Annotated in this window: 23 protein-coding genes and 2 pseudogenes; 15 read left to right on the top strand and 10 right to left on the bottom strand. The window is 60.6% G+C overall.

Features of this window, described 5'->3' with window-relative positions; genetic code table 11:
* Positions 1–119: 119 nt before the first annotated feature.
* The 3 genes from ACW4PC_RS05680 to ACW4PC_RS05670 all read left to right on the top strand — a co-directional run bounded on the left by ACW4PC_RS05680 (position 120) and on the right by ACW4PC_RS05670 (position 2,314).
* Complete coding sequence (locus tag ACW4PC_RS05680; RefSeq protein ID WP_455873120.1) at positions 120–329, top strand: DUF1127 domain-containing protein; 210 nt, start codon at positions 120–122, stop codon at positions 327–329.
* Positions 330–438: 109 nt separating this feature from the next.
* A complete protein-coding gene (locus tag ACW4PC_RS05675) occupies positions 439–1,551 on the top strand; it encodes an MFS transporter (RefSeq protein WP_455873119.1) in 1,113 nt (370 codons plus the stop codon).
* 334 nt (positions 1,552–1,885) lie between these two features.
* Positions 1,886–2,314, top strand: a complete 429-nt coding sequence (locus ACW4PC_RS05670) for a DUF4864 domain-containing protein (RefSeq protein WP_455873118.1) — start codon at positions 1,886–1,888, stop codon at positions 2,312–2,314.
* Positions 2,315–2,562: 248 nt separating this feature from the next.
* On the opposite strand, the gene tgt is transcribed toward ACW4PC_RS05670, so the two are convergent.
* The 5 genes from tgt to coaD form a co-directional block, all read right to left on the bottom strand.
* Entirely contained in the window at positions 2,563–3,693 is a 1,131-nt protein-coding gene (gene tgt / locus ACW4PC_RS05665) for a tRNA guanosine(34) transglycosylase Tgt (RefSeq protein ID WP_455873117.1), read from the bottom strand.
* Positions 3,690–4,775, bottom strand: coding sequence for a tRNA preQ1(34) S-adenosylmethionine ribosyltransferase-isomerase QueA (gene queA, locus ACW4PC_RS05660; RefSeq protein ID WP_455873116.1), 1,086 nt, complete (start codon positions 4,773–4,775; stop codon positions 3,690–3,692). Before queA ends, tgt begins: the two co-directional genes overlap by 4 nt.
* 71 nt (positions 4,776–4,846) lie before the next feature.
* Positions 4,847–5,356, bottom strand: coding sequence for a peptidylprolyl isomerase (locus ACW4PC_RS05655; protein WP_039844879.1), 510 nt, complete (start codon positions 5,354–5,356; stop codon positions 4,847–4,849).
* 24 nt (positions 5,357–5,380) lie between these two features.
* A complete protein-coding gene (locus tag ACW4PC_RS05650) occupies positions 5,381–5,947 on the bottom strand; it encodes a peptidylprolyl isomerase (RefSeq protein ID WP_455873115.1) in 567 nt (188 codons plus the stop codon).
* A gap of 27 nt (positions 5,948–5,974) precedes the next feature.
* Positions 5,975–6,469 carry a pantetheine-phosphate adenylyltransferase gene (gene coaD, locus ACW4PC_RS05645; protein WP_074068109.1) on the bottom strand — a complete coding sequence of 165 codons (495 nt, stop codon included), beginning with the start codon at positions 6,467–6,469 and terminating at the stop codon, positions 5,975–5,977.
* A 182-nt stretch (positions 6,470–6,651) separates the two neighbouring features.
* Here coaD and ACW4PC_RS05640 point away from each other — a divergent pair, with 182 nt between their 5' ends.
* The 5 genes and pseudogenes from ACW4PC_RS05640 (at position 6,652) to ACW4PC_RS05620 (ending at position 9,606) form a co-directional block, all read left to right on the top strand.
* Complete coding sequence (locus ACW4PC_RS05640) at positions 6,652–6,804, top strand: hypothetical protein (RefSeq protein WP_455873114.1); 153 nt, start codon at positions 6,652–6,654, stop codon at positions 6,802–6,804.
* Positions 6,805–6,965: 161 nt separating this feature from the next.
* A complete protein-coding gene (locus tag ACW4PC_RS05635) occupies positions 6,966–7,121 on the top strand; it encodes a hypothetical protein (RefSeq protein ID WP_022715592.1) in 156 nt (51 codons plus the stop codon).
* A 33-nt stretch (positions 7,122–7,154) separates the two neighbouring features.
* Positions 7,155–7,292 (top strand): hypothetical protein, encoded by a 138-nt coding sequence (locus tag ACW4PC_RS05630; protein ID WP_166677326.1) that lies wholly within the window; start codon positions 7,155–7,157, stop codon positions 7,290–7,292.
* A gap of 857 nt (positions 7,293–8,149) precedes the next feature.
* The gene (locus ACW4PC_RS05625) at positions 8,150–8,587 is read left to right on the top strand and encodes a VOC family protein (RefSeq protein WP_455873113.1); all 438 of its coding nucleotides are present in this window, start codon (positions 8,150–8,152) and stop codon (positions 8,585–8,587) included.
* Between the two features lie 223 nt (positions 8,588–8,810).
* Positions 8,811–9,606 (top strand): annotated as a pseudogene (locus ACW4PC_RS05620) (IS5 family transposase).
* 136 nt (positions 9,607–9,742) lie between these two features.
* Here the strand turns inward: ACW4PC_RS05620 and gyrA are convergent.
* Positions 9,743–12,529, bottom strand: coding sequence for a DNA gyrase subunit A (gyrA, locus tag ACW4PC_RS05615; protein WP_455873112.1), 2,787 nt, complete (start codon positions 12,527–12,529; stop codon positions 9,743–9,745).
* A 225-nt stretch (positions 12,530–12,754) separates the two neighbouring features.
* On the opposite strand from gyrA, the gene ACW4PC_RS05610 reads away from it, so the two are divergent.
* The 3 genes from ACW4PC_RS05610 (at position 12,755) to chrA (ending at position 15,761) form a co-directional block, all read left to right on the top strand.
* Complete coding sequence (locus ACW4PC_RS05610) at positions 12,755–13,387, top strand: MarC family protein (protein WP_455873111.1); 633 nt, start codon at positions 12,755–12,757, stop codon at positions 13,385–13,387.
* 141 nt (positions 13,388–13,528) lie between these two features.
* Entirely contained in the window at positions 13,529–14,344 is an 816-nt protein-coding gene (locus tag ACW4PC_RS05605; protein ID WP_455873110.1) for a chromate resistance protein ChrB domain-containing protein, read from the top strand.
* A gap of 13 nt (positions 14,345–14,357) precedes the next feature.
* A complete protein-coding gene (gene chrA / locus ACW4PC_RS05600; RefSeq protein ID WP_455873109.1) occupies positions 14,358–15,761 on the top strand; it encodes a chromate efflux transporter in 1,404 nt (467 codons plus the stop codon).
* A gap of 329 nt (positions 15,762–16,090) precedes the next feature.
* Here the strand turns inward: chrA and ACW4PC_RS05595 are convergent, their stop codons facing one another.
* From ACW4PC_RS05595 to ACW4PC_RS05585, 3 genes are read right to left on the bottom strand one after another with little or no spacing between them, the layout of a single operon-like run.
* Complete coding sequence (locus ACW4PC_RS05595) at positions 16,091–16,714, bottom strand: glutathione S-transferase family protein (RefSeq protein ID WP_455873108.1); 624 nt, start codon at positions 16,712–16,714, stop codon at positions 16,091–16,093.
* Positions 16,711–17,190 (bottom strand): SRPBCC family protein, encoded by a 480-nt coding sequence (locus ACW4PC_RS05590; RefSeq protein WP_455873107.1) that lies wholly within the window; start codon positions 17,188–17,190, stop codon positions 16,711–16,713. The genes ACW4PC_RS05595 and ACW4PC_RS05590 overlap by 4 nt, the downstream gene beginning before the upstream one ends.
* Positions 17,187–17,564 (bottom strand): ArsR/SmtB family transcription factor, encoded by a 378-nt coding sequence (locus tag ACW4PC_RS05585; protein WP_455873614.1) that lies wholly within the window; start codon positions 17,562–17,564, stop codon positions 17,187–17,189. Before ACW4PC_RS05585 ends, ACW4PC_RS05590 begins: the two co-directional genes overlap by 4 nt.
* A 526-nt stretch (positions 17,565–18,090) precedes the next feature.
* On the opposite strand from ACW4PC_RS05585, the gene ACW4PC_RS05580 reads away from it, so the two are divergent.
* Complete coding sequence (locus ACW4PC_RS05580) at positions 18,091–18,486, top strand: hypothetical protein (RefSeq protein ID WP_455873106.1); 396 nt, start codon at positions 18,091–18,093, stop codon at positions 18,484–18,486.
* 47 nt (positions 18,487–18,533) lie between these two features.
* Here ACW4PC_RS05580 and ACW4PC_RS05575 read toward each other — a convergent pair whose 3' ends face one another.
* A complete protein-coding gene (locus ACW4PC_RS05575; RefSeq protein ID WP_455873105.1) occupies positions 18,534–19,052 on the bottom strand; it encodes a single-stranded DNA-binding protein in 519 nt (172 codons plus the stop codon).
* Between the two features lie 250 nt (positions 19,053–19,302).
* Here ACW4PC_RS05575 and uvrA point away from each other — a divergent pair.
* The 3 genes and pseudogenes from uvrA (at position 19,303) to ACW4PC_RS05560 (ending at position 24,132) form a co-directional block, all read left to right on the top strand.
* Positions 19,303–22,228, top strand: a pseudogene (gene uvrA / locus ACW4PC_RS05570) (excinuclease ABC subunit UvrA).
* Positions 22,229–22,275: 47 nt separating this feature from the next.
* Positions 22,276–23,082 carry a DUF72 domain-containing protein gene (locus ACW4PC_RS05565; protein WP_455873104.1) on the top strand — a complete coding sequence of 269 codons (807 nt, stop codon included), beginning with the start codon at positions 22,276–22,278 and terminating at the stop codon, positions 23,080–23,082.
* A gap of 101 nt (positions 23,083–23,183) precedes the next feature.
* A protein-coding gene (locus ACW4PC_RS05560; protein ID WP_133938656.1) for an IS630 family transposase occupies positions 23,184–24,132 on the top strand; the annotation gives its coding sequence in 2 pieces (ribosomal slippage) (positions 23,184–23,519 and positions 23,521–24,132; 948 coding nt in all).
* The last annotated feature ends 6 nt before the right edge of the window (positions 24,133–24,138 follow it).

The following is a 24,138-nucleotide window of genomic DNA, read 5'->3' as shown; positions in this document are numbered from 1 at the left end:
GAAGTTTTTGGAACTATTTGGGAGAGCTTAATTACGGCGCCGTTCGTATCCTGCAGAATTCATCCTCTTTCAGGTCGAGGGCTCTGGACCCTCAAACCATATGGAGGTTGCCGTGAACGATGTTCCCCCCGTGGAGGCTACCGAAAGTGTCGCGTCGGACTTACAGCCTGGCGACCCTGCGAAGCGTTATCGCGACCTGGGACGAGCGCAAACGCCTTCGCTGGCAACTTGAGCAAAAGTCGAAGAATGATCCCCATTTGATCGACGATATCGGTCTGACGAGGCGGCAGGTCGAGGCAGAGATCGCCAAGCCCTTCTGGCAGCGATAAGGCGAATGCTGCAATGACACCGGAGCACGAGTTTCCGCGTGCCGCAACGGTTTGCCGGCACTTACCCAGCACGAGATCCCCGCGAGAGGATCGGATCCCATGGGCCGCGATGGCGGGCATCATCGCGACCGTCACGGTGTTCGCCGTGGCACAGGGGCTGACCTATCCGCTGCTCAGCTTCATCCTGGAGCGGCAGGGGACGGCGCCCGGCCTGATCGGCTTGTCGGCGGCGATGACGCCGCTGGGTTTCATTGTATCCGCCCCCTTCATTCCAATGTTGGCGCGGCGCGTTGGCGCGGCGCGGCTTGCGATCCTTTGTTCCACCCTCGCCGCGCTCATCCTGATCGCGATTGCCTGGAAGCAGCAGGTCTGGGCCTGGATGCTTCTGCGCTTCCTGCTCGGCTTCTTCGCCAATCCGCTTTACGTGATCAGCGAAACCTGGCTGATCACGATCACGCCCGCGCCACGCCGGGGCCGCATCATGGGCCTCTATTCATCGATCGTTTCGGGTGGCTTCGCCATCGGCCCGCTATCGCTCGGCCTTGTCGGCACGCAGGGCTGGCCGCCCTTCATGATCGGGATCGTGGCCTTCCCTCTCTGCGGCTTGATCGTACTTGCGGTCGTGCCGCGCCTGCCGACGATGCCGCATGAAGGTGAGGCAACATCCGTCGGCGGCTTCTTCGCACGGGCACCCCTTCTGTTGTTCGCGGTTTTCACTGCTGCCGCCTTCGAGCAGGTCGTGATTTCCTTGTTCACGGTTTATGGTGCCGCGCTTGGCAGTGCCGAAGCACGCATCGCTTCACTCATCGCCTGTTTCACCGCAGGCAATGCCGTCCTGCAGATATTGCTCGGGCGCGTGGCCGAACGGTTCGGCTCGACGCGGACCATGCTATTCTGTGCCCTGGCTTCGCTGGCCGGCTGCCTGCTGCTGCCGTCGCTCTTCAACGCGTGGCTCATCTGGCCGCTCGTTTTCGTCTGGGGCGGGGTCTCGTTTGGGATTTACACCATGTCGCTGATCCAACTCGGCGAGCGTTTCATCGGTCAAGCCTTGATCGCCGGAAACGCGGCCTTCGCGTTCGTATGGGGTATCGGCGGCATCGTGGGCTCGCCCTCGACAGGACTAGCGATGCAACTGATCGGACATCAAGGGCTGCCATCGTCCCTTGGCCTTATGTGTTTTGTACTGGCGGCGTTTCTGATGGCGGAGAGACGGCGAGGCTGATCGCGGCACTTGCCTCGCGCCGCATCGATGGTATGCCGGATTTTATCAAGGGAGCCAGCTCTGACTGCCGAAGATCTCCCAATCAAAAGGGCGTGCGGCCGCGCTTGCTTCCATCGGGACCGCCGTTGCTGGCGTCACACCAATTCGCCGCTGCAGACAGAGGGCGGATGTCGCTTTCGCTCTTCGACACAGATGCAAGGTGAAAGCGCAAGGACTTCCGCGACGGTGGAGGACGCCGTGCGAGCTTACAGTCTGCATGAACGCAGCAACTGCCCTACTTTCCAAATCCGCAAAGTACTCTACACTCCGCTTTTATATCGCCGGAGAGAAATCCATGCGCGCTTTATCCTCTGTGTCTGCGCTGTGTGCTGCTTTGATCTTTGTATCGATACCGGCGCGGGCCGAAGATCCGGTCGAGACGACGCGGCATATCATCGAGGATCAGATTACGGCCTTCCTGAAGGATGATGCGGAGACGGCCTATTCCTTTGCAGCGCCCGGCATTAAGGCGATGTATCCGGACAAGGGCGTCTTCTTTGCGATGGTGAAGAAGAGCTATGAACCCGTCTATAATCCAGGGAACTATGCTTTCGGCCGCAGCCGCTCCATCGATAACGGCGCGATGATCTATCACGAGGTCCTGATATCCGGCCGCGATGGCAAGGACTGGACGGCGATCTACCAGATGATGCGGCAGCCCGACGGTGGCTACAAGATCAACGGCGTGCAGATCGTGCCGAACACCGACAGCAAAGGCATTTGACGGCGGTGCAGGCGATCCTGTTCCAATGCATGCAGGAAAGAAGGATCGCCAGGCCGCACTAGCCGCCTATGCCTGAAAATGCGAGCGCGGCGCCGAGAAGGCCGGCGAAACCAAGAGCTGCCGGAGGAAGGAGAAATTCGCATAGCACCGACAACAGAACCAGCCTCCCGACGGTGATCCGGACCTGCCTGAAGATCGTCAGGCGCGGCGCGCCCTGGCTCGCGCCGACAACCGGTAGACCATCAGCCTCAAGCGCGCTCGAGATCGCCCTTTGCCCATTCCTCCTGGGTTTCGGCCATGAAATCGGCAAAGCGACCCTCGGCAATCGCCATGCGGATGCCCTGCATTAGTTCCTGATAGTAGCTGAGATTGTGCCACGAGAGCAGCATGCCGCCGAGCGCCTCGTTGGCGCGGACGAGATGGTGGAGATAAGCGCGTGAATAATCGCGCGAGGCCGGGCAATTCGACTGCTCGTCGAGCGGACGCAGATCCTCCGCGTGGCGAGCGTTGCGGATATTGACCCTGCCGCGGCGGGTAAACGCCAGGCCATGGCGGCCGGAGCGGGTCGGCATCACGCAGTCGAACATGTCGATGCCGCGGGCAACCGATTTCAAGATATCGTCGGGCGTGCCTACGCCCATGAGGTAGCGCGGCTTTTCGCCGGGCAGCACCGGCAAAGTTTCCTCGAGCATCTTCAGCATGACGTCCTGCGGTTCGCCAACCGCAAGACCGCCGACTGCATAGCCCTTGAGGTCAAGCTGCGCCAGCTCTACGGCCGAGCGGATGCGGAGTGCGGGAATGTCACCGCCCTGCACGATGCCGAACATCGCCTTGCCCAGCTGGTTGCCGAAGGCGACCTTGCAGCGTTCAGCCCAGCGCAGCGAAAGCTCCATTGCGCGTTCAATCTCGCGCGGTTCAGCCGGAAGCGCCACGCATTCGTCAAGCTGCATCTGGATATCGGAGTCGAGCAGCCCCTGGATTTCGATCGAGCGCTCCGGCGACATGTGATGCAGGCTGCCGTCGACATGCGACTTGAAGGTGACGCCCTGCTCGTCGAGCTTGCGAAGACCTGAGAGTGACATGACCTGGAAGCCGCCGGAATCCGTCAGGATCGGATGTTCCCAGCGGATGAGGCTGTGTAGGCCGCCGAGGCGCGCCACGCGCTCTGCCGTCGGGCGCAGCATCAGGTGGTAGGTGTTGCCGAGAATGATGTCGGCGCCCGTTTCGCGAACCTGGTCAAGATACATGGCCTTGACGGTGCCGACCGTGCCGACCGGCATGAAGGCCGGCGTGCGGATGGTGCCGCGCGGCATTGAGATCTCGCCGAGGCGGGCGCCTGCATCGGTCCTTCTGAGCGTGAACTGGAAATTCTCGATCATCTGTCTTTCCGGAAAAGAAGGCTCGCATCCCCGTATGAATAGAAGCGGTAACCTGTCGAAATGGCGTGTTTGTATGCCGCCTGCATGGTTTCGAAACCCGCAAAGGCCGAAACCAGCATGAAGAGCGTCGAGCGCGGCAGGTGGAAATTGGTCATCAGGATATCGACTGCCTTGAAACGGTAGCCGGGCGTGATGAAGATGCCGGTGGCGCCCGCCCAGGCGCGGATTCCTCCATCGTCCGCGGTCGCGCTTTCGATCAGCCGTAGCGATGTCGTGCCGACACAAATGATACGCCCGCCCCTCGCCTTGACGGCATTCAGCTTTGCCGCCGTCTCGGCGCTGACAAAGCCGCTTTCGAGATGCATCTTGTGATCGTCAGTATCATCGGCCTTGACCGGCAGGAAGGTACCGGCGCCGACATGCAGCGTCACGAAATGGCGCTCGACGCCGGCCTTGTCGATTGCCTCAAGAAGTCGTGGCGTGAAATGCAGGCCGGCGGTGGGCGCTGCGACGGCACCTTCCTCGCGGGCATAGATCGTCTGGTAATCGGTGCGGTCGCGTGCGTCGTCCGGACGCTTGGCGGCGATATAGGGCGGCAGCGGGATATGGCCGACGGAGGCGATTGCCTCGTCCAGCGCCGGGCCGGAAAGATCGAAGGCAAGGGTGACTTCACCGCCCTCACCTTTCTCCTCGACGGTGCAATCGAGCTGGCCGAGGAAGCAGCTTTCGCCGCCGTGGCCGAAGGCGATACGATCGCCGACCTTAATGCGTTTGCCGGGCTTGCAAAAAGCCTTCCAGCGGCTGGCGCCGACGCGCATATGCAATGTCGCCGAGACCTGCTGGCCGCCTGCCCCTTCACGATGGCGGACGCCCTCGAGCTGCGCGGGAATGACCTTGGTGTCGTTGAAGACAAGCGCATCCCCTGCCCGCAGGAACGACGGCAGCTCGCTGACGGCATGGTCGCCGAGAGCCGGTTCGGCATGTGGATCGATGACGAGCAGGCGCGCGCTATCGCGTGGCTCGGCGGGCCGCAAGGCGATGCGTTCATCCGGAAGGTCGAAATCGAAAAGGTCTACGCGCATCGGGCACTTTCAGGCAAAGCGAAACCCGCCCGGCGCCTTCGCGCAAGGGCGGGTTTCAGCAGAAATCACAATCAGGCGTCGGCGGCAACCCGCATCGAGACGATGGAGTCCGGATCGCTGACGGGTTCGCCCTTCTTGATCGTGTCGACCACATCCATGCCTTCGATGACCTGGCCCCAGACGGAGTATTGCTTGTTGAGCCACGGCGCATCGGTGAAGCAGATGAAGAACTGGCTGTTTGCCGAGTTCGGACTTTGCGAGCGCGCCATCGAGCAGGTGCCGCGGACATGCGGCGTCGCGGAGAATTCGGCCTTCAGATCAGGCTTCGAAGAGCCACCCATGCCGGCGCGGCCCGGATTGAAGTTCTCGCCGCCCTTCTTGCCGAACTGGACGTCGCCGGTCTGCGCCATGAAGTCGGGGATGACGCGGTGGAAGACGACACCGTCATAGGCCTTCTCGCGAGAAAGTTCCTTAATCCGGGCGACGTGCTCGGGGGCCACCTGCGGCAGCAGCTGGATGACAACCTTGCCCTTGGTGGTTTCCAGGATAACGGTGTTTTCCGGATCCTTGATCTCGGCCATTTTCATTCTCCTCGTTTCACGAAATTACTTGCCGGCGGTAACTTTGACCATGCGGTCGGGATCGGTCACTTCGCCGTTCTGACCGGCGCCGCGCTTGATCTTGTCGACGTTTTCCATGCCGGAGACGACCTTGCCGACCACCGTGTACTGGCCGTTCAGGAAGGAGCCGTCCGCGAACATGATGAAGAACTGCGAGTTTGCCGAATTCGGATCCTGAGCACGCGCCATGCCCACCGTGCCGCGAACGAACGGCTCCTTGGAGAATTCGGCCGGAATGTTCGGCAGATCGGAGCCGCCGGTGCCCGCAAGGCTCGGATCGTAGCCCTTCGACATATTGCCGTACTGCACGTCGCCGGTCTGCGCCATGAAGCCGTCGATGACGCGGTGGAAGGACACGTTGTCATAGGCCCCCTTCTTCGCCAGCGCCTCGATCTGCGCTACGTGCTTGGGAGCCACGTCCGGCATCAGCTGGATCACGACGGGACCATCCTTGAGTTGGATCGTCAGCGTGTGGTCGGCCTGGGCAAACACGTCGCCAACGAAGGAGGCGAGGTAAAGCACGCCGGCAAATGCAATATAAAAAAGTTTCATGTGAGCTCCGTTGCGGCGGAAAACGCCTCAAGATTTGCGCTTGGATCGAAGGGCCTTCAAAACGGCGGCCGGCACAAAGGCGCTGACGTCGCCGCCCATGGCCGCGATTTGACGGACCAATGTGGCGGTAATGGGCCGTGAGGCCGTCCCTGCCGGCAGAAAGATGGTCTGCACATCCGGTGCCATCTGGCGATTCATGCCCGCCATCTGCATTTCGTAGTCGAGGTCGGTGCCATCACGAAGGCCGCGAATGAGCAGCGCCGCGCCATGCATGCGCGCGGCATCTACGACCAGATTGTCGAAGGAGACGACAGAGATGCTGCCGCTTTTCTGCGGCATGGCATCGGCAAGCGCGTTTCGGATCAGCTCCGCCCTCTCCTCGAAGGAAAATAGCGGCGCCTTGCCGGGGTGGATGCCGATCGCAACGATCACTCTTTCGGCGATGTTCAGCGCCTGGACGAGCACGTCCAGGTGTCCGTTGGTGAGCGGGTCGAAGGACCCCGGATAAAAAGCAGTCGTCATAGGACCCGGCCGTTTTGTTCGATGCCTTTTGTCATGGATACCCGCATCCCGCAAGTCATTTGCCGCCCTGCTGAACGGTAGATGAATGCCGCGTTCAACGCGGTTTCAGATGCGGTGCGCATAATCGGAAACAGCAACGCAGCCGATGCCACCCGCATCGGACACTTCCGAAAGATATCGACATGCTGATCCTGCTTCTCGCCCTTGCCGTCGCTCTCTCGCTACTTGCGGAACTGGCATATGGCTACCTGCAGGACCGCTATACGATGCGCTGGGTGCGCGCCGAAGTCAGCGAGCATCACGCCATCATGCGGCAGCTCGGAAGGGCGCGTTGAGACCTGCTCCCGAATCTGAACGCCAGATGAACAAGGCATTCAAGGTCGCTTCAGACCGGGCTTGCTAAACGAGACGCCAACATCCGCCGGAACCATTTTAAGACGGATACGTTCACTTAACCGAAGCGTAGATGCGATACGCTGCACGAAGGGAAAACAAGATGCCCGATAAGATTACCATCATCAATGTATTCTGGATGGCAATGATCACGGGAATGCTTACCGCAACTGTCGCACTCTATGACCAGAAGACCGATACGTCCAAGGTATATGGTCCTTATGCTTCGGCCCGGACGGCCATCATAAGCCAGTACTGAGGAACGTGAACGCAACTTCGGAAAGGATTGCCCATGTTCACGATCTTGACTGTTCTTACCGCTCTCATCAGCGTCATGTTCATCGTGTCTGTGGCGTCAACTGTTTCCGCGCTTCGCCGCGAAAGCGAAGAAGTGAAGGCGTTCAACGAGAAGAAGCACAGCACTTTCTGAGTTAAGTTCCCCTGCCCTTGAGCGCCTTCCCCTCCAGCGCTCGGGGCCATTCAAAAAGCCGGACGCTGTCCCCGCGTCCGGCTTTTTCTTTGGATGGTTTCAGGCCGGCCGCCAGGCTAGGCCAGCCGCTTTTGCGGAAACGCAGCACCATCAAGACACCGGAAGCGTAGGGCCTGCGCGCGCAATCGGGACTGTCGCCGGTCACGACGACGATGCAGTGCCCCAGACCAGGATTTCACGCTTTCCGGCAGCGCGGCCGGCCCCTCACCCGGCGGACGGAAGACCCTGGCGCCGGGGCATCGCCGGTCGCGATAAAGACGTCTGCAGGCAACAGGACGACCGTTGCGAGGATTGATCTTGCAAATGCCCCCGGCTTCGCGATCCGCACAGCCACTGCCATGGGCGCCTTCCTTGTTAGAAGGCGAATATACTCGATTCAGGGATCAGCAATCGGCCTGTCGCGCAGCAATTTGTGCGAGAGCGGCGATCTTCACCGAGACAAGCAGCCTGTCGCTTTCAAACCCGGTACGCGCGAAAGCGCAATCAGCTCGCCGGGCGGTGGTCTCTGATCGGCCTGCCGCACCGTGAACCACACCATGATGTCGTCAATGCCGGCAATTTCGCGGGATCGTGCCTCCTGCTTTGGCAATACCCGAAAGAATGTGGGTGTCACGTTCTTAGAGACCGTTTGAAAACGGGGTGGCGGTTTGAGGCGGTCCATGATTTAAGCTTCTGATGTGGACAGCGGCGCATCGGGCCCGGATGGCCGCCGGTGTTGGGGCACCTCAAGCGTCCGTTGTTAGACTTAGACTAGGCGTCACCTTGTAGATTGGAACGACACCTTGGAGATTGGAAACATGGCGCTCAAGCGGATGGACAACATAGGAATCGTCGTCGAAGACCTCGGAGGAACGATTGATTTCTTTCGCGAACTCGGCCTCGAGCTCGAAGGGCGGGCCACGATCGAAGGAGAATGGGCCGGACGCGTCACGGGACTGGGCGATCAGCATGTCGAGATTGCCATGATGCGCACGCCGGACGGCCACAGCCGGGTCGAGCTCTCCCGCTTCCTCACGCCGCCTGTCGTCGAAGATCACCGGAACGCCCCGGTCAACGCCCTAGGCTACCTCCGCGTCATGTTCGCCGTGGACGACATCGACGAGACGCTTGAAAGGCTCCGCACGCGCGGCGCGCAGCTCGTAGGCGCAGTAGTCCAGTATAAAGACGCGTATCGGCTCTGCTACATCCGCGGGCCTGAAGGACTTCTCATCGGACTCGCCCAAGAACTCAGCTGAGCGCTATAAGAAGCAAATGGCGAAGAGTGACCAATGTCAGCGAGCGCGTCCGAGGCCTACCCGCCTGTTTGAGGTCCATCCCTCCACGGTCGGCCGCGTTCTCGCTAAGCACGATTAGGTCGTCAACCCGGGCCGGATCGCCCGCGAAAGCCGCCGTCAGCAGCCTAAGAGACCGTTTGAACACGGGGTCGTGGTTTGAGGCGGTCCATGATTCAAGCTTCTGATGTGGACAGCAGCGAATCGGGCCCGGATGGCCGCCATCGAGAAGAAGACCCGCCGTTACCCGACGGATCTCAGACGAAGAATGGTTGCAGGTTGAAGGGCTTCTGCCGAAGCCCCGGAAGACCGGCCGTCGCCGGAATGTTGATTTGCGCGAGGTGTTGAATAGCATCCGATATCTGGCAGGCAGATGCTGCCGGTGAACTTTCCCCCGTGGCAGAGCGTGTACTGGTGGTTCCGCCGTTTCGTCCAATTGTTCCTGTTCCGCACGATCCACGACCTCATGGTCGAGCGCGCCGGACGGGAAGCGAGCCCGAGCGGCGGTATTCTCGATAGCCAGTCGCTCCGGGCACCGGCCCCTGGCGCCGAGCGGGCCTTCTCGATGGCGCCAAGAAGATTGCCGGCCGAAAGCGCCTTATCGCCGTCGACGCCGACGGCCGCTTGTTGGCCGTTAACCTGACCACCGGCGATATCTCGGACAGCGCCGGGGCTCAGATGATCCTCACCGCCATTCGTAAGCGTTGGCCTTGAATCAAGCACTGTACGCCGACAGCGGCTACGACCGGGGCAAGCTCATGGCCAAGGCCGCCTATCTTGTTTTCGTCATCGAAGTCGTCGGACGCATCGAAGGCCAGCCTGGGTTCAATGTTCTGCCGCGACGCTGGGTCGTTGAGCGGACCTTCGGCTGGATGACACGATGGTGGCGCCTTGCCCGCGACTACGAGGCCCGCATCGACGTGTCAGAAGCCATGATCCATGTCGCCATGGGCGGTTTTCTGCTCCGACGTATCAGCCACTGACTTCTCAAACGGACTCTTAGCGCGGCGTTTCGATGAGAATGCGGTCGAGCCTTTCCGAAACGATGCTAACATTGGATTAGCGCATAAAAAACCGGGCGGCAGGGGCCGCCCGGTTCTCAACCAAAGCCTGGTTGAATTATTCTTCCGTTGCAGGTGGCGCCTCGCCGCTTTCAATCGGCGTTTCGTTGACGATCTCGCCAACCTCCTCGCCGTCATCTTCCGGCTCGCTGATGCGCTCGACGGAGACGACCTTTTCATCCTTGGCAGTCGAGAAGATCGTCACGCCCTTGGTGGCGCGGCTGGCGATGCGGATGCCGCCGACCGGGACGCGGATCAGCTGCCCGCCATCCGAGACCAACATGATCTGGTCGCCCTCGTCGACCGGGAATGCGGCGACGAGTTCGCCGATCTCGCTCGTCTTGGAGGTATCGGTGGCGCGAATGCCCTTGCCGCCGCGGCCGGAGATGCGGAAGTCGTAGGAAGACGACCGCTTGCCGAAGCCCTTCTGTGATACTGTCAGCACGAATTGTTCGCGTGCCTTCAGTTCCTCGTAGCGCTCGTCTGTCAGCAGTCCCTCTTCGGTGACTTCCTCGCCGACCAGGGCGATATCCTCCTCGTCGACGCCCGTGGCGCGGCGTTCGACAGCGGAACGCTTGAGGTAGGCAGCACGCTCCCAAGGTTCGGCATCGACATGGCCGACGATAGTCATCGAGATGATGCGGTCGCCATTGCCGAGGTTGATACCGCGCACGCCGATCGAATTGCGGCCCGCAAAGACACGGACATCATCGACCTGGAAGCGGATGCACTGGCCGAGCGCCGTCGTCAGCAGAACGTCGTCATGTTCGGTGCAGGTCTCGACGGAGAGGATTTCATCGCCCTCCTCCTCGAGCTTCATGGCGATCTTGCCATTACGGTTTACCTGGACAAAATCTGACAACTTGTTGCGGCGGACCGTGCCGCGTGTCGTCGAGAACATGACGTCGAGGCTTTCCCAGCTCTCCTCGTCCTCCGGCAAAGGCAGGATCGTGGTGATGCGTTCGCCAGGTGCCAGCGGCAACATGTTGATCAGCGCCTTGCCCCGAGACGTCGGGGTGCCGATCGGTAGGCGCCAGACCTTTTCCTTGTAGACGATGCCACGCGACGAGAAGAAAAGGACCGGCGTGTGGGTATTGACCACGAATAGCCGGCTAACGAAATCTTCGTCGCGCGTCGTCATGCCCGAGCGGCCCTTGCCGCCGCGGCGCTGGGCGCGATAGGTCGTCAGCGGCACGCGCTTGATATAGCCGAGGTGCGAAACGGTAACGACCATGTCCTCGCGGGCAATAAGGTCCTCGTCGTCCATTTCGAGGCCGCCGTCGACGATCTCGGTGCGGCGCGGCGTGCCGAATTCGTCGCGAACCGATGTCAGCTCGTCTTTGACGATCGTCTGGATGCGGACGCGGGACGACAGGATATCGAGATAATCCTTGATCTCGTCGCCGATCTTGTTGAGTTCGTCGCCGATTTCATCGCGGCCGAGCGCTGTCAGGCGGGCAAGGCGGAGCTCGAGGATTGCCCGCGCCTGCTCTTCCGAGAGGTTATAGGTCATATCCTCGTTGATACGATGGCGCGGATCGTCGATGAGGCGGATCAGGCTTTCAACATCTTCCGCGGGCCAGCGGCGCGTCATCAGCTCTTCGCGCGCGGACTGTGGATCCGGCGCCTGGCGGATGACGCGGATCACTTCATCGATATTCGCGACCGCAATCGCGAGACCCACCAAGACATGCGCACGTTCGCGCGCCTTGCGAAGAAGGAATTTCGTTCTCCGGCTAACGACCTCCTCGCGAAAGAAGACGAATGCGCGGAGCATATCGAGCAGGTTCATCTGTTCGGGCTTGCCGCCGTTCAACGCCACCATGTTGCAACCGAAGGAGGTCTGCAGCGGCGTGTAGCGATAAAGCTGGTTCAAGATGACTTCGGCATTGGCATCGCGTTTCAGCTCGATGACGACGCGATAGCCCTGGCGGTCGGATTCGTCGCGGAGATCGGAGATGCCCTCGATGCGCTTTTCGCGCACCAGTTCGGCCATTTTCTCGATCATCGTAGCCTTGTTCACCTGATACGGGATCTCGGTGATGATGATCTGCTCGCGGTCGCCACGCATCGGCTCGATCGCGGCAATGCCGCGCATGATCACGGAACCACGGCCGGTTTCATAAGCCGAGCGGATGCCGGCGCGGCCAAGGATTTTCGCACCAGTCGGAAAATCCGGACCGGGAATGATCTGCATGAGCTCCGGCAGTTCGATCGCTGGATCATCGATCAGCGCGATGCAGCCGTTGATGACTTCGGTCAGGTTGTGCGGCGGAATATTGGTCGCCATACCGACGGCAATGCCGCCTGCGCCGTTGACCAGAAGGTTCGGGAATTTCGCGGGCACCACGACGGGCTCAGAGAGCGTGCCGTCGTAGTTGTCGCGGAAGTCGACCGTTTCCTTGTCGAGGTCGTCGAGCAGAGAATGGGCCGCCCTTTGCAGACGGCATTCCGTGTAACGTTCGGCCGCCGGCGGGTCTCCGTCGACGGATCCGAAATTGCCCTGGCCGTCGATCAGCGGCAGGCGGAGCGACCAATCCTGCGCCATACGGGCGAGCGCGTCGTAGATCGCGGCATTGCCGTGCGGATGGTATTTACCCATCACGTCACCGGTGACGCGGGCGCACTTGACGTATTTTTTGTTCCAGTCGATGCCGAGCTCGGACATCCCATAGAGGATGCGCCGGTGCACAGGCTTGAGGCCGTCACGCACGTCCGGAAGCGCGCGGCTGACGATGACGCTCATCGCGTAATCGAGGTAGGACCGCTGCATTTCCTCCATGATGGAGATGGGCTCGATGCCTGGCGGGAGCTTCCCGCCACCTGGGGGTGTTTGTTCAGTCAAAACAGATCACGATCTCTTTGTAGAATCACTGAAAGATTTATAGCGGAAAGGCTTGCCCGGCGCCAATTTGAGCCGCGGTTTTGAACAGACTTTGCGGCGGAAGGGCGGCAATCAAGCGATTTCAACCGCTTTTAGCGCCGGCCCGCCGCCCGTCATTTGCCAAATGGAAAACCTCGCTTCACAATCGCGAACAATCGAGCCTTCATATGGCGTTCCGGAGAGACGATGGCAAGCGCCGACCAATTGATCAACGCTTTCACGACGCTGCTCGTCACGATCGATCCTCCCGGACTTGTGCCGATCTTTCTGGGACTGACCAGCGGCATGAGCCGCAGCCAGCGCAAGCAGGTGGCGCTGCGCAGCTCCGTCATCGCTTTCATCATCCTCGCCATCTTTGCGCTGTTCGGCGCAAGCGTGCTCGGGGTGCTCGGCATTTCCATCGGCGCCTTCCGCATCGCCGGCGGGCTGCTACTCTTCTGGATCGCCTTCGAAATGGTGTTCGAGAGACGGCAGGACCGCAAGGAAAAGACCAGCGAAGTGGCGATCACAAAGGATCACATCCAGAATATCGCGGTTTTTCCGCTCGCCCTTCCTCTCATTGCCGGTCCGGGCGCGATATCGGCGACGATCCTGCTTGCGGGCTCGCTGCCGACCTCCGTCGAGCGGGCGCAGCTTCTCATCGTCATTGCCGGCAATCTTCTCTTGATGCTGGCTGCGCTGCTGATCGCCGACCGCCTCGACCGCTTCCTCGGCGTGACCGGCCGGGCGATCCTCACCCGCCTGCTCGGCGTCATCCTGGCGGCACTTGCAGCACAGTTCGTCGTGGACGGCGTGAAGGCGGCGATAGCTGTCAGTTGAAAGTGCGCCGCCGCAAGGCACACCAACAGCGCTTGACTTCTCGCGGGCCTGCAGCACATGATTGGGTCTGGGGTCGCGATCACCCCACGAGGCGACAGCTGAAGTATCGCGTCCGATAACCCGTACAACGGAGGACGCGTCATGCCGTCATTTCTGGAAATTTCATCCGACAAGCTCAACCGCATCATCGGAACGCCGAATGTGCCCGTCATTATCGACGTCCGCACGGCCGAGGATTTTGCCGCCGACCCACGGCTCGTCCCGGGGTCGATCCGGCGCAGCCACACCGATGTCAGCGAATGGAGCCACGAGGTTGCCGGCACGGCTGTCATCGTGTGCCAGAGGGGGCAAAAGCTCAGTCATGGCGTGGCCGCCTATCTTCGCCATTTCGGAACGGTCGCGGAAGTTCTCGAAGGAGGATTCGAGGCGTGGCTGCAGGCCGGTGGCCAGGTGGTGCCCTATGTCAAGCTGCCGGCGCGCGACCCGCAGGGCCGTACGGTCTGGGTGACGCGGGCCCGTCCCAAGATCGACCGGATCGCCTGCCCCTGGCTGATCCAGCGTTTCGTCGATCCCAATGCCGTCTTCCTGTTCGTTCCGGCATCGGAAGTGCCAGCCGTTGCCGACCGTTTCGGCGCGACGCCTTTCGATATCGAGGACGTTTTCTGGAGCCATCGCGGCGAGCGCTGCACCTTTGACGTGATGATCGAGGAATTCAATCTCACTTCCAAACCACTGCTGCATCTCGCCACCATTATTCGCGGCGCTGATACTGCCAGGCTCGATCTCGCGCCGGAAGCAGCCGGTCTGCTCGCCGCTTCGCTCGGACTTTCGCGCATGTTCACAGATGACCTGCAGCAGCTCGACGCCGGTCTGACGCTCTATGACGCGTTTTACCGTTGGTGCCGCGACGCCACCGACGAGACCCATAATTGGCCCAACCCGAGGCGGGCGCCGTGATGTGGCCGAAATAATGGATATGGAACGGGAGGCCCCGGCGAGCCGCGACATAGTCCCTCTTGGTGAGGCGGCGAAAGTGTGGGCAAGAGTTGCGGCGCTCAGTTTCGGCGGACCGGCGGGACAGATCGCCGTCATGCACCGCATCGTCGTCGACGAAAAACGATGGATCGGCGAACATCGCTTCCTGCATGCGCTCAACTACTGCATGCTGCTTCCCGGGCCAGAGGCCCATCAGTTGGCGATCTATATCGGCTGGCTGCTCAACAGGACGATTGGCGGCCTGATCGCCGGAGCTCTGTTCGTGCTTCCGGGCTTCATCTCCATCCTTGGGCTGAGCTACGTCTATGCCGCCTATGGAAACGTAAGCTATATCGCCGGTCTGTTCTTCGGCCTGAAGGCCGCGGTGCTGGCGGTCGTGCTGCAGGCAGTGTTCCGGATCGGAAGCAGAGCGCTTAAAAACAACGTGATGATAGGCATCGCTGCCGCCGCCTTCATCGCGATCTTCTTCCTCCACGTCCCGTTCCCCCTGATCATCATTACAGCTGGCGTCGTTGGCTTCCTCGGCGGCCGCGCGGGATCGCCCTTGTTCGAGGTGGGCGGCGGACACAAAGGCGGTTCGGCCGATATCCTCGAAGATCGCGATTCCCTCCTCGGCGAAGATACACCACTTCATGCCCGGCCGAACCTCGCCTGGTCGCTGCGGGTGTCCGGCAGCCTTGCGGCTGCCTGGCTTCTGCCAGTCGCATTGTTACTGGTGACGGTGGGATCCGGCAGTGTCTTCTCGCAGGTCGGGCTGTTCTTCAGCCAAATGGCTGTCGTGACATTCGGTGGCGCTTACGCGGTCCTCGCCTATGTCGCTCAGGAAGCGGTCCAGCATTTCGGATGGCTGAAACCGGGGGAAATGCTGGATGGTCTCGGCATGGCCGAGACAACCCCGGGACCGTTGATCAGCGTCGTCCAGTTCGTCGGCTTCATGGCCGCCTATAGGAACCCCGGCCCGCTCGATCCAATGCTCGCTGCCACATTTGCCGCCATCCTGACGACATGGGTGACCTTCATTCCGAGCTTCCTCTGGATCTTCCTCGGAGCGCCGTTCATCGAAAGGCTGCGCGGCGATCCTGCGCTGACCGGAGCGATGTCAGCCATCACGGCAGCCGTCGTTGGCGTGATCCTGAACCTTGCGATCTGGTTCGGCGTCCATGTGCTTTTTGCCGAGGTGCGCACTGCCTCATGGGGACAAGTTTCAATCGATGTCCCGGTTCCAGCCTCGCTCATCTGGCCGTCGCTGGTACTGACGGTGCTTGCCGCCTTGGCGATCTTTCACCTGAAGCTTTCGGTGATTACGACGCTGGCGATTTGCGCTGCAATCGGCGTCGCATGGACCATTCTGACAGGTTACGGCGCAATCGCGCCGTAACCGCCGAAACATCGTTCGCGCCGAATGCTTTTGCGGAAAAACACCAATAAAAAACCGCTGACAAGCAGCGGTTCTTAAAGAGATGGCTTCTTCTCAGAATGGTAATACAGAGTTTGTTTGTAAAGTGAGAGAGAAATCGTGAGATTTCAGAAGTTTATCTTCTTTCAAATTCGCTCGGATACCACACTTTGTTAATTTGGGGCCGATTTCGCGGTTCGCCGTCCCTCATATTTGGCTGGAATGACGCGGTGGGAGATCAGTCCTTGCAGCCTACTTCCGGGCCTTACAAGATCTAATCTCTGTCGGGTGCCCCCAACGGAAAAAAGCTCCTATAAGGTCGTGCCTCGTCGACGACCCGTGCGACCGAAGGATGGGACAGGAGCCGCGCTCGGTATGCCGCCAGGGCGGGGTAACAGTCGGCAATTGGATGGACCCAGTCTCCGTAAAAGAGCGCCGGTGCGGCGGCGCAGTCGGCAATCGTGAATTCTGCCGCAAGCAGCCCATTCCTTTCCTCTCAGGCGTGGCTCCAGCCAGGCGTAACATCGATCCATCAGTGCATGCGCGTCGGCGACACCACGAGGATCCCGCTCCTCTTTCTTGCGCAAAGCATCGCCGACAATCCGCTGCGTCTGCACGTGGATATAATCGTCGAACACGTCCGCCAACATGCGTGCCTCCAGCGCTTGGCGCGGATCCTCCGGTATCATCGGCGCCCCATCTCCGTGAAACAGGTCGAGATATTCAATCACGGCGTTGCTCTGCGTGACTTCCTTTTCCCCGTCGATCAGCGCAGGAAATTGCCCGGTGGGAGAAAGCGCAGCGATGCGTGCCTGATTTTCGGGATGATCGGGATCGATCATCTTGAACGTGAAGGAAACCCCGCGCTCGTAGAGCGCGATCAGCGGCTTCCAGACGAATGAGGCAAATGGATGCCCGTAAAGCGCGATGGTCATTGCATTGCTCCGCAGGATCTGAGGGTGGCTTCGATCATGTCGAATTGAATTCCAGTCCCGTGGCGGCGGTCAGCAGTGCCGTCCTTCCCGTCCAGGAAAACGATCTGCTCGGTGTAGGAGACGCGAGTTCCTCCTCCTTCCGCTTCGAGTTCCAGACTCGACAAGGTGACCGAATGGAAGCGTCCGGAGTGATGCAGGTCATAGGTGTAGACGAGGCGCCGGGCCGGCTCAATCACATGGAAACGGGCCTCGAAAAGCGTCACCGTGCCGCTTTCGAGGAAGCGCCCTTCCAAAACCTCCTGCCCGCCCACGCGAAAATCCATCGACCGGCGCAGCAATGTCCAACGCTCCGGCGGTCCGGTGAACCACTGGGCCTTCAGCTCCGGATCGCACCATGCGCCGAACACCCGGTGGGACGGGGCCGCCCAAACGCGCTTCAGCGTGAAGGTGCCGTGGAAAAACGGGGCTGCCGTCACGAGTTATCTCCTTCTGCCAATGAATGCGAAGACGCAGCGTTAACTGCGCTGTCGCCGCTTTCGAGCAGTTTGCCGAGCCGGTCGAACCTGCTCTCCCAATGCTGCCGGCGCTCCCTCAGCCAATTCTCCACACGCTGCACTGCCTCGCTGGAGATGCGGCATTCGCGGGTGCGACCGCGTTTTTCCGTCACGACCAGCCCGCTCGCCTCGAGCACTTGCACGTGCTGATGGATCGCGGCCAGCGACGAGTCGTAAGGCTTGGCCAGTTCGCTTACAGAAGCTGGCCCTTGTGAAAGACGATCGAGAATCCCCCGGCGCGTCGCGTCTGAAAGCGCGTGAAAGGCCAAATCCAGTTGTTTTAAATGCTCAACCATGCACTTAAGTAAATAGCCCACTCAGAAAAGTCAAGCGGTTGCTTAAGTGTCCACACGTCAGCTTCTGCTGCGTCTGGATCACGGTCATTTCCTGCGCCCTCTGCCCACCTTGAGCGACTGATCTCTCGCGGTGCAGACCGCCTATAGGGGATCGCAACCGATTTTGCTTCCGAACGGACCTTCTGAAATCAGGGATTGCGCCTTTCACCTGAAACGAAAGGAGCGATCTATGACCTCAGGGGAAATTGTAAGTGGCTAAATGGGCATCAGGACGATTTGGACAACGCGTTACCGCCAAGAGTTCCTGGAACGACTGAGGGCGCAAGGCTATGCGCGCTGCGCCCTGCGCACTAATGAGCGGATCGTCGGGCAATTCTGCGCGGAGATCGAGAAGCGCGGCCTCAGTGCCTGCAAACTCGACGGGCGGCAGTAGAAGCCCTTTGGCAGGCCGTGCTGACGGAGGCAAACGGGAGCGCGCGCACCTACGCCAAGTTTTGCCTGACTCGCTTTATCGATCACCTCGTCGATGCCGGCGTGGCCCGAACAGCTCGCCAAGGACCCGACGGCTCTGGACCGTCTGCGCCAGGAATGCGATGCCTATCTGCGCCAGCAGCGTGCGTTGAGCGAGGCAACAATCTATCACTGCATGCGTTTCCTGGAACGGTTTATGGCCTTTCGCTTCGGGGAAACGCTCGGCGACCTAAACGCAATCACCCCTGACGACATTGTTGCTTTCCTCGGTCAGCTCAAGGCCGGCTCGGCTGCAATCTGGATTTTCGTCGGTTCTGTCCCCAGAGCTAAACTGTGCACTGGTGTGCAGGTTCGCGACGTCTCGATGGAAGTTTACATTTCTGCCAATTCTCTTCCTGAAACAAAAAGTTCAACGCGTCGCTCAAAAAAGAAGCCGCAAAGTCGCTTGTGAACAACGACTTGCGGCATGTTAGTTTACAAAATCCGAGTCACTCTATCCTAGAACGGGATGTCGTCATCGAGATCGCGCGAGAAATTCCCGCCGCCACCGCTGCTGCGACCGGACGGCTGCGCCGGGGCGCCGTAATCGTCTCCGTAATTGCCGCCGCCACCGAAATCGTTGCTGCTGCCGCGTCCGCCGCCGGCGCTCGCAGCGCCGCCTTCGCCGCGGCCGTCGAGCATCGTCAGCGTCGAATTGAACCCCTGTAGCACGACTTCCGTCGAATAGCGGTCGTTGCCGTTCTGGTCCTGCCATTTACGGGTCTGGAGCTGGCCTTCGATATAGAGCTTGGCGCCCTTCTTCACATATTGCTCGACAACCTTGCAGAGACCTTCGTTGAAAACGACGACGGTGTGCCACTCGGTTTTTTCGCGGCGCTCGCCGGAACTGCGGTCACGCCACGTCTCGGACGTCGCGATGCGAAGATTGGCAATCGGGCGGCCATCCTGCGTCCTGCGGATTTCGGGGTCTGCGCCCACGTTTCCGATCAGAATTACCTTGTTCACGCTGCCAGCCATACTTCTCACCTTACTGCCGCCCTGCCCGGCGGCGCTTGAAACAATCGCTGTACCTTAAACTATAGAGCCCCGGCCATGCGCGTCCATCGCCGGTTCATCCACAAGGAATTTTGTTCTTTATTTGTTCTAGTTTATGCTTATGATCCTGTCAACAGAATCGAAAACCTCGCAACAGATGGATATTCAGCCTCGACTCGCCCGGCGGCATCACTAAATAAGGGGCTTACTCCAGCACAGAAGCAAAATTACGATGAGTGAACTTAAGACGATTTCCATCCGCGGCGCGCGCGAGCACAACCTCAAGGGCATCGACCTCGACCTGCCGCGCAACAAACTCATCGTCATGACCGGCCTTTCCGGGTCCGGGAAGTCGTCACTCGCCTTCGACACGATCTATGCCGAAGGCCAGCGCCGCTATGTCGAAAGCCTTTCGGCCTATGCCCGCCAGTTCCTGGAGATGATGCAGAAGCCGGATGTCGACCAGATCGACGGCCTGTCGCCGGCCATCTCGATCGAGCAGAAGACAACCTCGCGCAATCCTCGCTCGACGGTCGGCACGGTCACCGAAATCTATGACTACATGCGCCTGCTCTTTGCGCGCGTCGGCGTTCCCTATTCGCCGGCAACCGGTCTGCCGATCGAGAGCCAGACCGTCAGTCAGATGGTCGACCGTGTGCTCGAATTCGAGGAAAGCACGCGTCTTTATACTACTGGCGCCGATCGTGCGCGGCCGTAAGGGCGAATACAAGAAGGAACTGGCGGAGCTCATGAAAAAGGGCTTCCAGCGCGTCAAGGTTGACGGCCATTTCTACGAGATCGCCGATGTTCCGGCGCTCGACAAGAAATACAAGCATGATATCGACGTCGTCGTGGACCGCATCGTCGTGCGTCCCGACATGGCGTCTAGGCTCGCCGACAGCTTCGAGACCTCTCTGAAGCTCGCCGAAGGGCTTGCCATCGCCGAATTTGCCGACAAGCCGCTGCCTCCGGAGGAAACATCTGCGGGTGGGTCCGCCAACAAATCGCTCAACGAGACGCATGAGCGCGTGCTGTTCTCGGAAAAATTCGCCTGCCCCGTTTCCGGTTTCACCATTCCGGAGATCGAGCCGCGGCTCTTCTCGTTCAACAATCCCGCCGGTGCCTGCCCGACCTGTGACGGCCTTGGCGCGCAGCAGAAGATCGACGCGGCGCTGATCATCCCCGAACCGGAGCGAACGCTGCGCGACGGCGCCATCGCGCCGTGGGCAAAGTCGAGTTCCCCTTACTATAATCAGACGCTGGAAGCGCTCGGTAAACACTACGGCTTCAAGCTTGGCAACCGCTGGAGCGATCTGCCCGAAAAAGCGCAGGACGTCATTCTGAACGGCACGGACGAGAAGATCGAGTTCCACTATGCCGACGGCGCGCGCTCCTACACCACGCATAAGAGCTTCGAAGGCATCATCACCAATCTCGAGCGCCGCTGGAAGGAAACCGACTCCGCCTGGGCGCGCGAAGAGATCGAGCGCTTCATGTCCGCAGCCCCCTGCCCGGCTTGCAACGGCTTTCGCCTGAAGCCGGAAACGCTGGCAGTGAAGATCAACAAGCTGCATATCGGCCAGGTCACCGATATGTCGATCCGTGTGGCACGAGACTGGTTCGAGGCGCTTCCCGCGAGTTTCTCGGCCAAGCAGAATGAGATCGCAGTCCGCATCCTGAAGGAAATCCGCGACCGCCTGCGCTTCCTGAACGACGTCGGCCTCGAATATCTCAGCCTGTCGCGGAATTCCGGCACATTGTCGGGCGGCGAAAGCCAGCGCATCCGTCTTGCCTCGCAGATCGGCTCGGGCCTGACAGGCGTGCTCTACGTTCTCGACGAGCCGTCGATCGGCCTGCACCAACGCGACAATGCGCGGTTGCTCGACACGCTGAAGCACCTGCGCGATATCGGCAATACGGTGATCGTCGTCGAGCATGACGAGGATGCGATCCTGACGGCCGACGACGTGGTCGACATCGGTCCGGCAGCCGGCGTGCACGGCGGCCAGATCGTGGCGCACGGCACGCCGCAGGACATCATGGCGAACCCGAGATCGCTGACCGGCAAGTATCTTTCCGGTGAACTCGGCGTGCCGGTGCCCGACGAACGGCGCAAGCCGAAAAAAGGCCGCGAGATCAAGGTGGTCGGCGCGCGCGGCAACAATCTGAAGAACATCACCGCCTCCATCCCGCTGGGTGTCTTCACGGCCGTGACGGGCGTTTCGGGGGGCGGCAAATCCACCTTCCTGGTGGAGACGCTCTACAAATCGGCCGCACGTCGCGTGATGGGCGCGCGCGAAATTCCGGCCGATCATGATCGCATCGACGGCTTCGAGCACATCGACAAGGTAATCGATATCGACCAATCACCGATCGGCCGCACGCCGCGTTCGAACCCGGCAACCTACACCGGCGCATTTACGCCGATCCGCGACTGGTTCGCGGGCCTGCCGGAGGCGAAAGCGCGCGGCTACCAGCCGGGGCGGTTCTCCTTCAACGTCAAAGGCGGGCGCTGCGAAGCCTGCCAGGGGGACGGCGTCATCAAGATTGAAATGCACTTCCTGCCGGACGTCTACGTCACCTGCGATGTCTGCCATGGCAAGCGCTACAATCGCGAGACGCTGGACGTGACCTTCAAGGGCAAGTCGATTTCGGACGTGCTCGACATGACGGTCGAGGAAGGTGTGGAGTTCTTCAGCGCCGTGCCGGCGGTACGCGACAAGCTGCAGTCGCTATTCGATGTCGGCCTCGGCTACATCAAGGTCGGCCAGCAGGCAAACACGCTTTCGGGTGGCGAGGCCCAGCGCGTCAAGCTAGCCAAGGAACTGTCGAAGCGCTCGACGGGCCGGACCCTCTACATCCTCGACGAACCGACGACCGGCCTGCACTTCCATGACGTCGCCAAGCTGCTCGAAATGCTGCACGAGCTGGTGAACCAGGGCAATTCCGTCGTGGTGATCGAGCACAATCTCGAAGTCATCAAGACGGCCGACTGGGTGCTCGATTTCGGCCCGGAAGGCGGCGACGGCGGTGGCGAGATCGTTGCGGCCGGCACGCCGGAAGCGATCGTCAAGGAAACCCGGTCCTATACCGGCCACTTCCTGAAGGAACTGCTGGAGCGCCGGCCGGTGAAGAAGACGTTTGTGGCGGCGGAATAGGAGTGTCGCGAAGAGCTTTGGCGACGGCGGAACAACGGGAGGAACACATGAGCAAATCCGGCAGCATCCGCGTCGGCGTCGGCGGCTGGACTTTCGAGCCCTGGCGCGACCACTTCTACCCATCCGATCTCAAGCAGAAGGATGAGCTGCATTATGCCAGCCGGCAGTTGAAGGTCATAGAGGTTAACGGCACCTATTACAGTTCGCAGAAGCCGGAGACCTTCGCCAAATGGGCATCCGACGTGCCGGAGGGTTTCCTCTTTTCGCTAAAGGCCAGCCGCTTCGTGACGAACCGGCGCGTGCTCGGCGAGGCGGGCGAATCCATGGAGCGTTTCCTGACGCAGGGGCTGACCGAGCTCGGCGGCAAGCTCGGTCCGATCCTCTGGCAGCTCGCGCCGACCAAGAAGTTCGATGCCGAGGATTTCGAAGCCTTCCTGAAGCTCTTGCCGCACAAGCAGGACGGCCTGCCTTTGCGGCACGTGGTCGAGGTGCGCCACGACTCCTTCAAGGTGCCGGAATTCATCGCGCTGCTGGCGAAATACGGCGTGGCGCCAGTCTGCGCCGAGCACTTCGACTATCCGATGATCGCCGATATCACGGCGGATTTCGTCTATGCCCGGCTGCAGAAAGGTTCGGACGACATCAAGACCTGCTACGCTCCCAAGGACCTGAAGGCCTGGGCCAAGCGCCTTGAGACATGGGCTGAAGGCAAGGTGCCGGATGATCTGCCGCTGATCGACAAGGAGCGGAAGGTCAAGAGCGAGCCCCGCGACGTTTTTGCCTTCATGATCCACGAAGGCAAGGTCAATGCACCGTTCGGCGCGATCGCTCTTCAGGAAGAGGTCGGGAAATAGCAGCCGGCCTAGAGCGTTTCCTCTCTTGTTTGAATCTGTAGGGATTCCCGCGGTCTCGGTTTTGTGATTCAAGATGCTGGCTGGGTAGGAGGCCAGCATCGATGGTCCGACCTCTTTCTGGTGATCTGCGGGAGCGCGCTGTTGCGGCGGTTGTTGCAGGCGAGAGCTGCCGATCGGTGGCGGCGCGGTTTGGCGTTGCGGTTTCTTCTGTGGTGAAGTGGTCTCAGCGCTACCGCGCGACGGGCTCTGTGAGGCCGAGTAAGATGGGCGGCTATCGCAAGCGCGTCCTGGAGCCGCACCGCGACTTCATCGTCGAACGGCTACAGCAGACGCCGCATCTCAGCCTGCACGGATTAAAGAATGAACTGGCGGCGCGCGGCGTCGCCGTCTCCCACAACACGGTGTGGCAGTTCCTCAGGCGCGAAGGGCTGCGCTTCAAAAAAAACACTGCTGGCTCTTGAACAGGCTCGTGCTGATATCGCCCGCAAGCGTCAGCGCTGGAAAGGGTGGCAGGCTCACCTCGATCCGGAACGGCTGGTCTTTATCGATGAAACCTGGATTAAGACGAACATGGCCCCGCTCTATGGCTGGGGATTGAAAGGCAAGCGCCTGCGCGGCTTTGCTCCGCATGGGCATTGGCGCACGCTGACATTCCTGGGAGCGTTGCGCTGCGATCGGCTCACCGCCCCTTGCGTCTTCGACGGCCCAATCAACGGGCAATGCTTTCGTGCTTATGTCGAGCAGCAGCTCGTGCCAGTGCTCCGGCCCGGCGACATCGTCGTCATGGACAATCTCGGCAGTCACAAGTCGGCGGTCGTGCGCCAGCTCGTCCGCGCGGCTGGGGCCAGGCTCTGGTTCCTGCCGCCCTATTCACCCGATCTCAATCCGATCGAACAGGCCTTTGCCAAGATCAAGCACTGGATGCGCCACGCTCAGAAACGCAGCACCGAGGAGACCTGGCGCCTCATCGGCTCGCTCGTCGAAACAATCCAACCCCAGGAGTGCCGCAACTACTTCGAAAACGCTGGCTATGCTTCCAACAAAACGTGAAACGCT

The organism is Rhizobium yanglingense (assembly GCF_977109285.1).
The sequence above is the reverse complement of the archived record's forward strand: the minus strand, read 5'-3'. Positions and strand labels throughout refer to the sequence as shown.

Coding starts and splice junctions, on each gene's coding strand:
- ACW4PC_RS05675 (WP_455873119.1), top strand. CDS start 439: ATGGCGGGCATCATCGCGACCGTCACGGTGTTCGCCGTGGCACAGGGG.
- ACW4PC_RS05670 (WP_455873118.1), top strand. CDS start 1,886: ATGCGCGCTTTATCCTCTGTGTCTGCGCTGTGTGCTGCTTTGATCTTT.
- ACW4PC_RS05635 (WP_022715592.1), top strand. CDS start 6,966: ATGCCCGATAAGATTACCATCATCAATGTATTCTGGATGGCAATGATC.
- ACW4PC_RS05610 (WP_455873111.1), top strand. CDS start 12,755: ATGGCAAGCGCCGACCAATTGATCAACGCTTTCACGACGCTGCTCGTC.
- chrA (WP_455873109.1), top strand. CDS start 14,358: ATGGATATGGAACGGGAGGCCCCGGCGAGCCGCGACATAGTCCCTCTT.
- tgt (WP_455873117.1), bottom strand. CDS start 3,693: ATGATCGAGAATTTCCAGTTCACGCTCAGAAGGACCGATGCAGGCGCC.
- ACW4PC_RS05640 (WP_455873114.1), top strand. CDS start 6,652: ATGCTGATCCTGCTTCTCGCCCTTGCCGTCGCTCTCTCGCTACTTGCG.
- ACW4PC_RS05625 (WP_455873113.1), top strand. CDS start 8,150: ATGGCGCTCAAGCGGATGGACAACATAGGAATCGTCGTCGAAGACCTC.
- ACW4PC_RS05595 (WP_455873108.1), bottom strand. CDS start 16,714: ATGACCATCGCGCTTTACGGGCATCCATTTGCCTCATTCGTCTGGAAG.
- queA (WP_455873116.1), bottom strand. CDS start 4,775: ATGCGCGTAGACCTTTTCGATTTCGACCTTCCGGATGAACGCATCGCC.
- ACW4PC_RS05575 (WP_455873105.1), bottom strand. CDS start 19,052: ATGGCTGGCAGCGTGAACAAGGTAATTCTGATCGGAAACGTGGGCGCA.
- ACW4PC_RS05565 (WP_455873104.1), top strand. CDS start 22,276: ATGAGCAAATCCGGCAGCATCCGCGTCGGCGTCGGCGGCTGGACTTTC.
- ACW4PC_RS05580 (WP_455873106.1), top strand. CDS start 18,091: ATGCCGGCGTGGCCCGAACAGCTCGCCAAGGACCCGACGGCTCTGGAC.
- ACW4PC_RS05650 (WP_455873115.1), bottom strand. CDS start 5,947: ATGAAACTTTTTTATATTGCATTTGCCGGCGTGCTTTACCTCGCCTCC.
- ACW4PC_RS05655 (WP_039844879.1), bottom strand. CDS start 5,356: ATGGCCGAGATCAAGGATCCGGAAAACACCGTTATCCTGGAAACCACC.
- coaD (WP_074068109.1), bottom strand. CDS start 6,469: ATGACGACTGCTTTTTATCCGGGGTCCTTCGACCCGCTCACCAACGGA.
- ACW4PC_RS05680 (WP_455873120.1), top strand. CDS start 120: ATGTTCCCCCCGTGGAGGCTACCGAAAGTGTCGCGTCGGACTTACAGC.
- ACW4PC_RS05605 (WP_455873110.1), top strand. CDS start 13,529: ATGCCGTCATTTCTGGAAATTTCATCCGACAAGCTCAACCGCATCATC.
- ACW4PC_RS05630 (WP_166677326.1), top strand. CDS start 7,155: ATGTTCACGATCTTGACTGTTCTTACCGCTCTCATCAGCGTCATGTTC.
- ACW4PC_RS05585 (WP_455873614.1), bottom strand. CDS start 17,564: ATGGTTGAGCATTTAAAACAACTGGATTTGGCCTTTCACGCGCTTTCA.